Here is a 14,040-nt window from a genome sequence, read left to right on the forward strand (position 1 = left end):
AACGAGAAGCACGGTGCACCGTTCGGCCGTTCGCCCGCTCACGCCAGCGCCGTTTCGCGCTGCAAAGCCGGCAGCTCCAGGTTCGCGCGGAAATCGCCGCCCACGTAGTCCGTATCGAGCAGGTCGCGACGCCGCAGCTCGGGCAGCAAGCCGTTGAGCAGCAGGTCTTCCTGGTCGGGCTGGCCGAGCCCGTGCAGCGACAGCACGTCGACGAGCCCCGCGCGATAGCGCGCCTCGATCGCGTCGGCGAGCTGTTCAGGCGTGCCGGCGACGAACCAGTGGCCGGTCTCCTGGGCGCGGACGATCAGCTCGCGCAGCGTCAGCCGCTGGCGCGCATAGCCGACGAAGATCGCAACCCGCCCGCGCCGGCGATGCACGCTGTCGATGGCCGGCAGCAGCGACGCCGGCAACGGCTGGTCGAGCGGCAGGTCGCGCAGGTCGACGCCGCCGCCGAGCATGTCGGCGAGCTTCAGCCTGCCTTGTTCGTAATCGATGCGTTCATGCTTGTCGCGCAACCGTCGCGCGACGTCGGCATCGGATTCGCCGATCACCGAATGAAACGAGTTCATCACGAGCGGCAGCCGGTCGCCGCGGCCGAACGCGGCGGCCTGCCGATGCAGCGCGCCGACGAACGCGCGCGCATCGTCGTGCGTCGGCTGAGACGTGTAGACGACCTCCGCGTACCGCGCGCCAAGCGCTACGCCGCCGGCCGACTGCCCGGCCTGAAACAGCACCGGCCTGCGCTGCGGCGACGGCGGCACGTTCAGCGGCCCCTGCACCTGGAAGTGCTCGCCGTGGTAGTCGATCGCGCCGAGCTTGCGCGGGTCGACCGAAATGCCGCCGCCCTGAGCGCGCCGCGTCGCGTCCGGATCGTTCGCATCGAACAGCGCGTTGACGACTTCGACGAATTCGGCCGCCCGTGCGTAACGCCGTTCGGGGTCGGGCAGCGCCGCATCGCCGAAATTCTCCTCGCCGACCGACGACGTGACCGCGTTCCACGCGGCCCGCCCGCCGCTCACGTGATCGAGCGTGCCGATCAGCCGCGCGAGGTTGTACGGATGGTGATACGTGGTCGATACCGTCGCGACGAGGCCGATCGCCGAGGTCGCCTGGCTCAGCGCGGCCAGCGCGACGATCGGCTCCTGGCTGCCGGTGGTGCCGGCGAGGCCGGCCGCATCGGCCTGCAGCAGGTCGGCGGTAAAGAGGCCGGTGATCTTCTCGGCCTCCGCCTTGCGTGCGAGCGACGCCGCGCGTCGCACACCGTGCGCGACATCCGGGTCGCCGGGTGCGTACAGCACGCTCGCCGCGCCGACGAGCGTCTTCAGTCGTCTGCGTGCGCCGCTCATGACGCGGCTCCGCTCGTCGCGCGATGGCGTGCGCTGCGCGTCGCGTTTCGTTCGCGTGGATCGTTCATCTGCACTCCTCGTGATTTCGTTTGATCGGCGGCCGCATGCCGGCATCGCGACGGCGAGCACGCTCGCGCCGGACCGTCCCGCATGCGCCGGGAACGCGCCGCGGGGCGCGCAGCCACCGACCATAACGCAAGCGCCCCGGGCGGCCGGAACGAATATTTTCGGCTTTCGATATTCTTCTTGATTGTTTGACCGTGCGAACGGCGGCGCAAAATAATTCGGCATGCCAAACCCGTTGATCAGGCCGCTCCGACTCGCGCCGATCGCTTCATCATGACGTTCGACGCCATCCGCTCCGACTCCGATTCGTCCGCTCCGTCCGCTCTGTCCGCGTTGCCGTTCCGCGTGAGCGTGCTCGACAAGAGCCCGGTCGCGCCGGGAGAAACGGCCGCCGACGCGCTGGCGCGCAGCGTATCGCTCGCGCGCTTCGCCGACACCGCCGGCTATCACCGCTACTGGCTCGCCGAGCATCACGACACCGCCGCGCTCGCGTGCCCGTCGCCGGAGATCCTGATCGCGCACGTGCTCGCGCATACGCGGCGCATCCGCGTCGGCTCGGGCGGCGTGATGCTGCAGCACTACAGTCCGTACAAGATCGCCGAGAACTTCAACCTGCTCGCGTCGCTCGCACCGGGCCGCGTCGATCTCGGTATCGGCAAGGCGCCGGGCGGCCTGCCGCTGTCGACGCGCGCGCTGCAGGCCGGCTACGATCCGGCCCGGCGCGCGTCGTTCGCCGATCTGGCCGACGCGCTGAATCGTCATCTTCGACACGACGGCACACGGCCCGACACATCGGACGCGGACAGCGCGACACCGCACGCGACGCCGCTGCCGCCCGTACCCGCACGACCGTTCCTGCTCGGTGCGAGCGTGCAAAGCGCGGAACTCGCCGCACGGCTCGGCTGGACGTTCGTCTATGCGTCGCACCTGAATGCGTCCGCAACGGATCTCGAACGCACGTTCGACGCGTATCGAAGCGCGTCCGGCGGCCGCACGCCGCTGCTCGCGGTCTCCGCGATCGTCGCGACAACCCGCGACGCCGCCACGCAACTCGCGCACGGACATCAGGGCTTTCGCGTGCAGGTGGGCGACACGCCCGCCGTCAACGTCGGCAGCCTCGAACAGGCGCACGCCTACATCCGCCAAGCCGGCGGCGGCCCGCACCGGATCGATCCGCGCGAAACACGGATCGCGCACGGTACGCGCGACGACGTGCTGCACGAACTGGATGCATTGCATCGCCGCCACGGCGTTGCCGAATTCATCGTCGACACGCCGCTCGCCGATGCCGCACCGCGAATTGCGTCGCTGCGGCTGCTGGCCGGCGCGTCGGCCGACGAGCGCGGCGCGGCGGCGGCGCGGCACCAGCCCGATGCGCACGGTTCGCGCGAGCGCGCGACGGCACGGCAACCGGACTTCGAGGGCACCGCGCGATGACCGATACGATCCGCATCGCCGGCGCCGCCGACGTGCCGGCCCTTTATGTGCTGCTGCAGGATGCGTATGCGCCGCTCGTGCCGCAGGGCGTGCATTTCACGATCACGCGCTCGCCGATCGAACGCGTCGCGCAGACCGTCGCGCGCGAAACCACGTTCGTGCTCGAACACGCGACACCGGAAGGCCGTCCGACCCTCGCGGCCACGTTGACCGTGCGGTTTCCGTGGGTATCCGGCGAACGCCATCGCACGCCGTATCCGTTCCTGCACTGGTTCGCGGTCGCCCCCGCGCTCAAGCGGCGGGGGTTCGGAAACGCGCTGCTCGCGCACGTCGAGACGCAGTTCCTCGCGGCGCAGCTCAAGGCACCCGCGACCTGTCTCGCGACCGCGACCAACCATCCGTGGCTGCAGCCGTACTACGAACGCAATGGCTACGTGCCGTTCGATCGCTCGACGAACGCGCTCGGCACGCCGCTCGTCTGGCTGCGCAAAATCCTGATCCCGGATCTCTGTCCGGACCCGGCGGCGGACGATACCAACGCGCACGGCGCGCCGCTCCACGCGAACGCGTGACGCCCCGTCCGCCGGGCTTCGCACCCCCCCCTGCTACCTCCTTCGTAAAAGGCTTCCACGCATGACATTCGCATTTCCGGATTCCACTCTCCGCGCTTCGCGCCGCACCGCTTCGGCCGCAGTGCTGCTCGCGCTCGCGTTGCCGTACGCGGCCTTCGCACAGGGCACGCCCGTCTCCGGCGGCACGCTGACCTGGGGCGTCGAGACGGAGCCGCGCACGCTGAATCCGCAACTGAACGGCCAGGACAAGGTCGAGCTGCTGCTGCGCAACGCGTACGAAAGCCTGCTCGCGCAGAAGCCGGACGGCAGCTACGTGCCGTGGCTCGCGACCGGCTACAAGGTTTCCGCCGACGGCAAGACCTACACGTTCACGCTGCGCGACGGCGTGAAGTTCACCGACGGCGCGCCGTTCGACGCGAAGGCCGTCGCCCGCAACTTCCTGAATGCGCGCGAACTGTCGTACTCGGCCGGCAGCCAGCTCGCGCGGCTGATCTCGCACGTCGCGGACGTGAAGACGCCCGACGAGCGCACGGTCGCGATCACGCTCGACGCGCCGTATGCGCCGTTCCTGACGTTCGCCGGCCGGCTGCCGCTGCTGTCGCCGAACGCGTTCGAGCGGCCAAGCCTGAAGTCGGGCGGCACCGATATCGCGGGCACCGGCCCGTTCATCCTGCGCCGCTACGTGAAAGGACAGGAAATCGAGTTCGCGAAGAATCCCGACTATCGCTGGGCGCCGCCGACGGCGGGCCACCAGGGCCCCGCGTATCTCGACCGGGTCGTCTACCGGTTCCTGCCCGAATCGTCGGTACGCACCGGCGCGCTGCTGTCGGGCCAGGTCGACGTGATCGAAGGCGTGTCGGGCAACGACGCGGCGCTGATCCGCAAGAACGCCGATTTCACCTACCGCAGCGCACTGAACACCGGCACGCCCTATTCGCTGTTCCTGAATGTCGCGTACGGTCCCACGCAGGACGTGAAAGTGCGCCGCGCGCTGCTCGAAGGGCTCGACACGAGCGGCATCGTGCAGTCGATCTATCGCGGCGAACGCACGCGCGCATGGGGCATCACGTCGCCGATCGATCCGTTCTACGACGCGTCGATCGAGAAGACCTACGGCAACAATCCGAAGCTCGCGAATCAGCTGCTGGACGAAGCCGGCTGGAACGTCCGCGACAGCGGCGGCTACCGCACGAAGAACGGCGAACGGCTGACGATCGCGGTGATCCAGGCGCAGGCGACGGTGCGCGACCAGCGCGACGTGCTGCTGCAGGCACTGCAGGCGCAGGCGCGGCAGCGACTCGGCGTCGACCTGAAGATCCAGTACGTCGACGACGGCACGTACGTCGAAGCGCGCAAGAGCGGCAAGTTCGGCTCGATCGCGAACTCGAACACGCCGCCGGACGGCATCGACATCGAAGGCCACTACCTGCCCGTCGATCGCGGCGGCGCGCTGAACTACAGCCGTGCCGCGGCGCCCGAGCTGACCCGCTGGCTGCAGGCGGCCGCGCGCACGCAAAACGTCGCGGAACGCAAGAAGCTGTACGGCGAACTGCAGCACTTCGCGATCAACGAGCAGGCGTACGCGGTGCCGCTGTACGAGCCCGAAGACCAGATCGCCGCCGCGAAGGCGGTCCAGGGGCTGCGCTTCCGCTCGTTCGCGCAGATGCCCGAGAACCCGTACGACGTGTGGGTGAAGAAGTAAGCGGGCGCGCGTCGACCGCGTTGCCCCGCACACCGCGCCGAACCGACAGGAGATTTCACATGAACCCTTCGCCTTCCGCTCCCGTCCCCGTGCCGGACGCGCGGCCGGCCGCACGACCGCCGGCTGCCTGGCGCCGCTGGCCGCGTTCGCCGGTCGCGACGCGGCTCGCGACCGGCGCGCTCGTGCTGTGGGCCGCGGTCACGCTGTCGTTCGCGGCCGTGCATCTCGCACCGGGCGATATCGTGAGCATCCTGATCGGCGAGCAACTGAGCACGCCGGAGATCGAAGCGGCGATCCGCCAGGAATGGGGACTCGACGAGCCGCTCCCGCTGCAATACGTGCATTACCTGTGGCGCGTGCTGCATGGCGAGTTCGGCCGCTCGTACATCCTGAACACCGACGTCGCGCCGCTCGTGCTCGGCCAGCTGTGGCCGACGCTGAAGCTGACGGGCGCGGCGCTCGTCGTGACGATCGCGTTCTCGGTCGGCCTCGCGGTGCTGACCGCCGGCCGCCGCTGGGCCGGGCGTGCCGCGTCCGGCATCGAGCTGCTGCTCGCGTCGACGCCTTCGTTCTGGCTCGGCATCATGCTGCTGTTCGTGTTCAGCTTCACGTTGAAGCTGTTCCCGGTGGCCGGCGATCGCGGCTTCGCGTCGCTCGTGCTGCCCGCGCTGTCGCTCGGGCTCGCCCAGGGCGCGGTGATCGGCCGCGTGCTGCGGCAAGGCATCGAGCGCGCGCTCGACGAACCGTACGCGCTCACGGTGCGTTCGTGGGGCGTGGGCGGGCTCGCGCTGCGCGTGCGCCATGCGCTGCGCCACGCGGCGCTGCCGGCCGTCACGCTCGCCGGCTGGCTCGTCGGTGGCTTGCTGAGCGGCGCGGTGATCACCGAACAGGTGTTCGGCCGGCCCGGTCTCGGCAAGGTGACGGTCGACGCCGTGCTGTCGAAGGACATGCCGGTGATCCTCGCGATCGCGATCCTGTCCGCGGCGATCTACGTCGCGCTCAGCACCGCCGTCGACCTGCTGTACCTGCTGATCGATCCCCGGCTGCGCGATCGCCGCGCAGCCCGCTGAACCGGAGGCTTCGATGTCCACTCCCGTCGATCTCGCGTTGCGCGCCCCGGCGACATCCGGCGCCGCCGGCTGGCTGCGCCGCCACCCGGGCCTCGCGCTCGCCGCCGTCTATCTGCTGCTGAACGTGGTTGCCGTCGTCGCACCCGGGTGGCTCGCACACTACGACCCGCTGGCGGCCGATCCGCTGTCCGCGCAGCTCGGCAGCAGCGCCGAGCACTGGCTCGGCACCGACCAGCTCGGCCGCGACATCTTCTCGCGGGTCGTGTACGGCGCCCGCTACTCGCTGTCGATCAGCGCGGCCGCGATCGGCGTCGCGACCGTGTGCGGCACCGTGCTCGGGTTGTTCGCAGGCCTCGCGCGCGGCTGGCTCGACGAGCTGATCACGCGCGTGCTCGACGTCGTGTCCGCCTTCCCCGACCTGCTGCTCGCGCTGATGCTGATCTCGTTCACCGGCCCCGGCGCGGTCAATCTCGTGTTCGCGCTCGGCGTCGCGTCGGTGCCGCGCTTCGCACGCGTGGTGCGTGCGCAGACCTTCGTCGTCGCGGCATCCGGCCATGTCGAGCACGCGCGCACGCTCGGCCTCGCACCGGCGGTGCTGGTGTGGCGGCACGTGTTGCCGCACGCGATCGCGCAGGTTCCGGTACTCGCGACAATCGGACTGGGCACCGCGATCATCGGCGCGTCGGGACTGAGCTTCCTCGGCATGGGGCCGCAGCCGCCCGCGGCGGAATGGGGATTGATGCTCGCCGAGGGCCGCAACTATCTGTACAACGCGTGGTGGATCGCGGTGTGGCCCGGCCTCGCGATCACCGCGGCCGTGATCGCCGTGAATGCGCTCGGCGGCTACTGGCAGGCCCGCTTCGAACGCCGGGAGGCAGCATGAGCACGATTGCATCCACTGCGCCGGCAACGCCGGCGCGCGCCGCACCACTGGTCCGCATCGAAGGCCTGACGATCGGCTTTCGCGGCGCGCACGGCACGCGGCCCGTCGTCGGGCCGCTCGAGCTCGCCGTGCATGCCGGCGAATGCGTCGCGCTCGTCGGCGAATCGGGTTCCGGCAAGTCGGTCACCGCACGCAGCCTCGTCGGGCTGAACGGACCACACGCGGTGCTCGACGCCGCCCGCTTCGAGATCGCCGGCGCCGATGCGCGCGGCCATCGCGAGCGCGACTGGCGCGCGATACGCGGGCGCCGGATCGGCTACGTGCTGCAGGACGCGCTGGTGTCGCTCGATCCGCTGTGGCGCGTGCGCGACCTCGTGGCCGAGGCGCTGCGCGACACGCGCGGGCGCGACGTCGTGGCGCGCAGCGCCGACCTGCTGCGCGCGGTCGGCATCGACGACCCCGAGCGGCGGCTGCCGCAGTATCCGCACCAGTTGTCCGGCGGCTTGCGGCAGCGCGTGCTGATCGGCACCGCGATCGCGGGCGGCGCATCGCTGCTGATCGCCGACGAGCCGACCACCGCGCTCGACATGACCGTGCAGCGCCAGATCCTGTCGCTGCTGCGCGCGCGCCGCGATGCCGGCGACGCGGTGCTGTTGATCAGCCACGATCTCGCGGTCGTCGCCGAGCTCGCCGATCGCGTGCTCGTGATGCGCGCCGGCCAGGTCGTCGAACAGGGGCCGGCGCGCGACGTGCTGACCGCGCCGGCGCATCCGTACACGCGCGAATTGCTCGCGGCGATTCCCACCCCGGCATCGCGCGGGTTCCGGCTCGCGACTGCCGCGCGCGTTCCGCTGCCGCCGAAGCGCATCGATGCGCATGCACCGGTACTGGCCGTCGACGCGCTGACGAAACGCTACGGCGATCGCACCGCGCCGGCCGCGGTCGACGGCGTGTCGTTCACGCTCGCACGCGGCGAGACGCTCGGCATCGTCGGCGAATCCGGTTCCGGCAAGTCCACGGTCGCGCGCATCGTGCTCGGGCTCGTCGAGCCGGACAGCGGCTCCGTCGCGCTCGACGGCCAGCCGTGGAGCGGTGTGCCGGAAGCCGCACGGCGCGCGCGGCGCGCCCGGCTCCAGCTGATCGCGCAAGACCCGTACAGCTCGTTCGACCCGCGCTACCCGGTCGGGCAGATCGTCGGCGAAAGCCTTGACGCGGCCGGTATCCGCGGCGATGCGCGCCGCCGCCGCGTGCTGCAACTGCTCGACGAGGTGCAACTCGGCGCCGGCTGCATCGACCGCTACCCGCGCGAATTGTCCGGCGGGCAGCGGCAGCGCGTCGCGATCGCGCGCGCGTTCGCGTCGAACCCGGCGCTGCTCGTCGCGGACGAGCCCGTCAGCGCGCTCGACGTGTCGATCCAGGCGCAGGTGCTGGATCTGCTTGCCGATCTGCAGGCCGAGCACGGCACCGCGATGCTGTTCATCTCGCACGATCTCGGCGTCGTGCATCACGTCGCCGACCGGATCCTCGTGATGCGCGGCGGCCGGGTGGTCGAAAGCGGCCCGGTCGAGCGCGTGTTCGGCGCGCCGTCGCACCCGTACACCGCATCGCTGCTCGATGCGCTGCCGACACTGCCGCCGCTGGCCGGCGCGCATGCCGCGCCGCCGCTCGCCGCGCTCGCATGAACCTTGCCCGTCCTCACCGAACCGCCACCATGAGTCAACCGATCCACACTACTCCCCGCCAGATCCATCTCGGCGCCATCATCCAGGGCGCATCCGGCAACATGTCCGCATGGCGCCATCCGGATGCGGTCGCCGACGCGAGCATCAACGTCGACTTCGTCCGCACGCTCGCGCGGCAGGCGGAGGCGGCCAAATTCGACCTGCTGTTCGTCGCCGACGGGCTGCACATCAACGCGAAGTCGATTCCGCATTTCCTGAACCGCTTCGAGCCGCTCACGCTGCTGTCGGCGCTCGCGCTCGTCACCGAGCGGATCGGGCTGGTCGGCACGCTGTCGACGTCGTACAGCGATCCGTTCACCGTCGCGCGACAGTTCTCGAGCCTCGATCATCTGAGCGACGGCCGCGCGGGCTGGAACGTCGTCACGTCGCCGCTCGAAGGTTCAGCGAAGAATTTCTCGCGTGGCGCACACCCGGAGCACGCGCTGCGCTACCGGATCGCGTCGGAATTCCTGACGGTGACGAAAGGGCTTTGGGATTCGTGGGAAGACGATGCATTCGTGCGCGACAAGGCAAGCGGCGTGTTCTTCGATCCGGCCAAGCTGCACACGCTGAATCATGTCGGCGAATTCTTCTCGGTGGCCGGCCCGCTGAACATCGGCCGCTCGCGGCAAGGGCGCCCGATCCTGTTCCAGGCCGGCGCGTCGGACGACGGCAAGGGCGTCGCGGCGGAACACGCGGACGCAATCTACACGCGCCAGGAGACGATCCCGCTCGCGCAGGCGTTCTACGCGGACGTTCAGCGACGGCTCGCCGCGCGCGGCTCGTGACGATCGACAACGCGCTCGACTATCTCGGCCGCTACTTCGATCACCACGATTTCTCGCAGTACGCACTCGATGCGCCGTTTCCCGACCTCGGCGACCTCGGCAGCAACCAGTTCCGCAGCACGACCGACTCGATCAAGCGCGACGCCGCCGAACGCGGCCTGACGCTGCGCGAGGTCGCGCTCGAGGCCGCCACGCCGCGCCCGAGTTTCGCGGGCACGCCCGAGCAGGTCGCCGACGGGTTGCAGGCGTGGGTCGACGCGCGTGCGACGGACGGCTTCATCGTACGCGGCGGTACGCCCGCCGCGTTCGCCGAGTTCGCTGCCCGGGTCGTGCCGATCCTGCAGGAGCGCGGCGTGTACCGGCGCGATTACGCAGGCGCGACGCTGCGCGAGCATCTCGGGCTGCCGTATCCGCCGAACCGGCACGCCCGCGCGGCATGAGCGGGCGAGCATCGGGTGTGTGGCCGGGCGCGCCAATGCGACCCTGCCCTCGTCAATTGACTCGACGAGTGCATCTCGCGCATGCCGAGCGTTATCGGAATACCGAGACGAGCGGCAAAGCGGGATCGGCCGCCCATTCCTGTAACGAACCATCGTAGATGGAGACCTTGTCGTACCCCGCCAGCGTGAGTGCGAGGGCATTCACCGCGGCGGAAATGCCGCCGCCGCAGTACACGCAGACAGGGTGCGCGGCATCCAGCGAACCCAGCGCGCGCAGCAGACCGGGCGCCGTTTCGTAACGCCCGGTAGCGTCGAGCAAACTCCGCGCGGGGACGTTCACGCTCCCCGGAATATGTCCGCGCCGGGCATAACGGCTCGGCGCCGTTCCGGCATAGACCTCGGCCGACAGCGCGCAAACAAGCGAGGCGCGTACCGAGCCTGCGAGCATTGCTTCCACGTCAGCACGGTCGGCCCACATGCCCGCACGCTCGCGCACGTCGAGGCGGCCTCGCTTCACCGCGCTCGCTGGCCCCGTATCGACCGGCAGGTTCGCCGCTCGCCACGCTCGCCAGCCGCCATCGAGCACCCGGGCATCGAGACCGATCCAGCGCAACATCCACCAGAGCCGCGCAGACCACAAGCCGTCGCCACGGTCGTATACCACCACGCGCGACGTGCTGGTCACGCCAAGCGCAGCGAGTTCGCGCGCGAGCACCGCCGGCGCGGGTCGCATGAATGAAAGCGTCTCGTGCGGCGCGCTCAAACCACTCGTGAAATCGGCATGGCGTGCGCCCCGAATGCGCTGGGCGAGCCAACCGTCGTGGCCGCTCGTCACCCGGTAATCTCCGTCGAAGCGCGGCGGCGGCAACTCCACATGGGCATCCAGCACGACCACGTCCGGTTCATCGAGACAAGCCGCAAGCTCGTCCGGGCCGACCAGGATACGTGCGCGTCGAGCGGCATCTGCCGCCGGGTTTTCCAGTCCAAAGGACGCTCCACCACTCATCTGCCCACCTCCTTGTGACGCCGCGCCCGTAGCCATGCGAGCAGCCGCTGCCCGTCGTGGCTCCGAAACCAGCGTGCGTGACCGATCAGATAGCCGTCATACGCGGCAGAGACACCTGCGGCATCCGCCAGAATATCCTCGAAGTACTCGACTTCAAGCAACGCGAATTCCGTATGGACGATCGGCAGCAGCGCGACCAGCGCTTCGTGCTCCGCCTCGCTCAACGGCGCCAGCGACTCGTATCCGTCGAGCAACGCGGCGATATGCTCGTACTGGACTGCGCGTGCCGCAGGCGCGGCGAGCCAGTCGATCGTATTGCGCTCGATCGCGAGTGCGATATCGTAGACGGCGCAAGTCCGGTCCGCCAGGCCAAAGTCAAGTACCGTACGTACCTGTGCGCCGGGAGATGCATCGGTCCAAAGCAGATTCGACGCGTGCCAGTCCCCGTGCGTCCAAAGCGGTCGCAGCGCCGGCAGCAACGGCACGAGCCGTGCGTGCAAAGGCGCAATGGTTTCGGCAACATCGGCACGCCAGTCGCGCGATGCCAGTGACCGCGCGAGTCCCGGTTGGGCGTCCACCCAACGGTCGAGCGCGGCGTCGAGGCTCGCACTGCCAAGGACGCGAAAGCTCGACAGGAGCGGCTGCAATGCGCGGGCGGGGGCGTCGTAGTCGGCCGCGGCCCGATGCAGGCGCGCAAGCGTGCGGCCGGCCGACCATGCGTGGGTCGGATGAAAGAAGGGTTTCCACGACATCACGCCGCGATACGCGTCCATCCCTGGCGCAGCCGCGTGAACCTCCCACGTCCAGTCGCCACACGCAATCGCCGTGCGGCCCGCACGATCCGCCAGCACGTCGGGTACCGGCATGCCGCGGTTGCGCAAGTGCGCGATGAATGCGTGTTCCTCTGCGAGGCCACGCGCGCTGCGCAGACGGGCGTGGTGACGTTTCACGAACCATGTGCGGCCATCGAGCGTATGCGCAAGCACGGCTGCCGAAAACGGCCGGGGGCTATGCCAGGCAATCTTCGCGAGCGGCGCGAGGTCTGCGTAATCCGCGAACAGCCGTTCGACGTCATCACGCGTAACGAGTGGCCAATCGCGCACCGACGTCTCGCCGTCGACGGTGAATTGCGGCGGTACGTCCAGCACGCCCGTATCGCGTGCGCCCGTGTTCATCTCTGCCTTCACGGAAGGCGTCGGAGCGCGTCCGGTGTGGTACTTCATTGGATTCGTCCTATCGCATGCCATCAGATGCGGCTTCCCGATGCAACGTACGACGTCTCCCGTGCGGTGTCCGCACGCGACCAGTCACGCCAGCCGAGCGCCGCCAGAACCAGAAACAACGCGTAGAGCCCCGACGTGAGATACAGGCCCTTGTAGATGAATACACCGACATAGACAGCATCCACGGCGATCCACAACGTCCATGAAACGATGTAGCGTCGCGCGGTCCAGAGTTGTGCAACGAGGCTGAATGCCGCGAGCGATGCGTCTATCCACGGCAGCGCGGCGTCGGTATAGCGAGCCATCGCCGCGCCGAGCAATGCGCTCAGGCTCACCGCCGCGATCAGGTCGGGCGCGAGCCGTGCGAAGCGCACGCCGCCGACGGGCGCGACGGTTCGCGGGCCATCGCGCCCCGCATCGTCGCCGTGCCGTTGCTGCGCCAGCCAGCGCCACCAGCCGTACAGCTGAAGCGCGGCGAACGCGCCTTGCAGCAGCGCATCCGAATACAGCCTGGCGTCGAAGAAAATCCAGCCATACAGCGCCACCGACGCGAGCCCGATCGGCCAGCACAGCATCTTGCGACGCGCCGTGAGCCAGATGGCGAGCGCGCTGACGGCGACGCCGATGATTTCGAGTGCGGACATGATATGTGTCAGTTACCTTGTCTTGAATAAAACGCCGGCGGCCGCCTGACGCGGCCCAAGCTCAGCGACCGGTGTCGTCGGGCAGGAACGCGTTGGTGAATGCGTAACGGCTCTGCGAGGCATCGCGCAAGACGCCATGTGTGCCGAGCCACTGCGCGTAGGGATTCAGGAGCGCCTCGCGTTGCACGCCCCACACGCCCTCGTGCGTCCATGTCGAACCGATCAGCGGCAGCGAGCGGCGCAGCAGCGATGTCGGAAAATAAGGAATGACGCGTTCGAGCGACGGCAGTCCTCGCAACGGCTCCCGCGCGACAGCGAGATAGCCGCGTCGCGCCGCCGCCAGAAAGCCGCGCACCAGCTCGCCGCGCGTTTCCAGCGTATCCTCGTGCGCGCCGAGCAGGTAGCTGTGATAGGCCGGCGCACCGATTTCATCGACGGGCCAGATGCGGCGTTCGCCGTCCGGTACGCTCGATGCGAATAGCGTATCCCATGCCCAATAGCTGCCGAACGACGCATCGGCCACGCCCTCGAGAAAGCTCTCGGGCGGCAGTTCACGCACGCCGCTGTCGACGATCGTCACCGCATCCGGATCACCGCCGTCATGTGCCACGAGATGGCGCACCATCGCGATCCCGCGCGGCGTCGGATTCATTGCCAGACGTCGTCCGGCGAGATCACGGGGTCGGGCGATGCCCGTCGCGGCCACGGTCTGGATCGTCTCCAGCGCCCGATGGTTGATCGCCGCAATGCTCACGAGCGGGTGACCCGCCTCGCGCTGCACGAAAAGGCGATTGCTCGGAAACACGCCGAAGTCCACGTCGTGTCGCGCGAGATGCCCGAGCGCGTCACCGCGCGCCGGATCGGGAACGACGATTTCGACGTCGAGCCCCTCTTCCGCGAACCACCCCTCGTCGCGGGCCAAATAGAAGCCCGCTGCATTGGTCCACGGGTGAAAGTACTCGAGCATCAGCGTGATCCGGGTCATGCCAGGTTCTCCATTGGCTGATCGACGCCGTCGATCAGAAATCATAGGTCAACGACACGCGCGCGGTGCGCGGCGCGCCGGGGAACAGGTACGCGTCGCCCTGCTGCTCGCCCGCGTCGCGCCAGTAGAACTTGTTGAACAGGTTGTCCACCGACAC

The 14,040-nt window shown here is 69.2% G+C and carries 12 protein-coding genes and 1 pseudogene; 7 read left to right on the forward strand and 6 right to left on the reverse strand.

Annotated features, from left to right (window positions below; all coding sequences use genetic code 11):
• Positions 1 to 38: 38 nt before the first annotated feature.
• Positions 39 to 1,346, reverse strand: coding sequence for an NtaA/DmoA family FMN-dependent monooxygenase (locus tag DID99_RS31840; RefSeq protein ID WP_124668302.1), 1,308 nt, complete (start codon positions 1,344 to 1,346; stop codon positions 39 to 41).
• 339 nt (positions 1,347 to 1,685) lie between these two features.
• Between DID99_RS31840 and DID99_RS31845 the strand changes: the two genes are divergently transcribed.
• The 7 genes and pseudogenes from DID99_RS31845 (at position 1,686) to DID99_RS38385 (ending at position 10,025) form a co-directional block, all read left to right on the forward strand.
• Positions 1,686 to 2,849 (forward strand): MsnO8 family LLM class oxidoreductase, encoded by a 1,164-nt coding sequence (locus DID99_RS31845; protein WP_124668303.1) that lies wholly within the window; start codon positions 1,686 to 1,688, stop codon positions 2,847 to 2,849.
• Positions 2,846 to 3,421, forward strand: a complete 576-nt coding sequence (locus DID99_RS31850; RefSeq protein WP_124668304.1) for a GNAT family N-acetyltransferase — start codon at positions 2,846 to 2,848, stop codon at positions 3,419 to 3,421. Before DID99_RS31845 ends, DID99_RS31850 begins: the two co-directional genes overlap by 4 nt.
• Positions 3,422 to 3,482: 61 nt before the next feature.
• Entirely contained in the window at positions 3,483 to 5,123 is a 1,641-nt protein-coding gene (locus tag DID99_RS31855; RefSeq protein WP_124668305.1) for an ABC transporter substrate-binding protein, read from the forward strand.
• A 59-nt stretch (positions 5,124 to 5,182) separates the two neighbouring features.
• The gene (locus DID99_RS31860) at positions 5,183 to 6,193 is read left to right on the forward strand and encodes an ABC transporter permease (RefSeq protein WP_124668306.1); all 1,011 of its coding nucleotides are present in this window, start codon (positions 5,183 to 5,185) and stop codon (positions 6,191 to 6,193) included.
• 13 nt (positions 6,194 to 6,206) lie between these two features.
• Positions 6,207 to 7,076: an ABC transporter permease gene (locus tag DID99_RS31865; protein WP_124668307.1), complete on the forward strand. Its 870-nt coding sequence runs from the start codon at positions 6,207 to 6,209 to the stop codon at positions 7,074 to 7,076.
• Positions 7,073 to 8,758 carry an ABC transporter ATP-binding protein gene (locus tag DID99_RS31870; protein ID WP_124668308.1) on the forward strand — a complete coding sequence of 562 codons (1,686 nt, stop codon included), beginning with the start codon at positions 7,073 to 7,075 and terminating at the stop codon, positions 8,756 to 8,758. The genes DID99_RS31865 and DID99_RS31870 overlap by 4 nt, the downstream gene beginning before the upstream one ends.
• Positions 8,759 to 8,787: 29 nt before the next feature.
• Positions 8,788 to 10,025, forward strand: a pseudogene (locus tag DID99_RS38385) (LLM class flavin-dependent oxidoreductase).
• A gap of 91 nt (positions 10,026 to 10,116) precedes the next feature.
• Here the strand turns inward: DID99_RS38385 and DID99_RS31880 are convergent.
• The 5 genes from DID99_RS31880 to DID99_RS31900 all read right to left on the reverse strand — a co-directional run.
• Positions 10,117 to 11,031 (reverse strand): sulfurtransferase, encoded by a 915-nt coding sequence (locus DID99_RS31880; protein ID WP_124668309.1) that lies wholly within the window; start codon positions 11,029 to 11,031, stop codon positions 10,117 to 10,119.
• Positions 11,028 to 12,206, reverse strand: a complete 1,179-nt coding sequence (locus DID99_RS31885; protein WP_124489213.1) for a phosphotransferase enzyme family protein — start codon at positions 12,204 to 12,206, stop codon at positions 11,028 to 11,030. The genes DID99_RS31880 and DID99_RS31885 overlap by 4 nt, the downstream gene beginning before the upstream one ends.
• 71 nt (positions 12,207 to 12,277) lie before the next feature.
• Entirely contained in the window at positions 12,278 to 12,898 is a 621-nt protein-coding gene (gene pnuC, locus DID99_RS31890; RefSeq protein ID WP_124668310.1) for a nicotinamide riboside transporter PnuC, read from the reverse strand.
• Positions 12,899 to 12,959: 61 nt separating this feature from the next.
• The gene (locus DID99_RS31895) at positions 12,960 to 13,883 is read right to left on the reverse strand and encodes an ABC transporter substrate-binding protein (RefSeq protein WP_124668311.1); all 924 of its coding nucleotides are present in this window, start codon (positions 13,881 to 13,883) and stop codon (positions 12,960 to 12,962) included.
• Between the two features lie 34 nt (positions 13,884 to 13,917).
• A partial coding sequence (locus tag DID99_RS31900) for a TonB-dependent receptor (RefSeq protein WP_124523786.1) occupies positions 13,918 to 14,040 on the reverse strand: 123 nt, incomplete at its 5' end.

The sequence above is a fragment of the Burkholderia sp. Bp8986 genome, assembly GCF_003854225.1.
GTDB lineage: Bacteria > Pseudomonadota > Gammaproteobacteria > Burkholderiales > Burkholderiaceae > Burkholderia.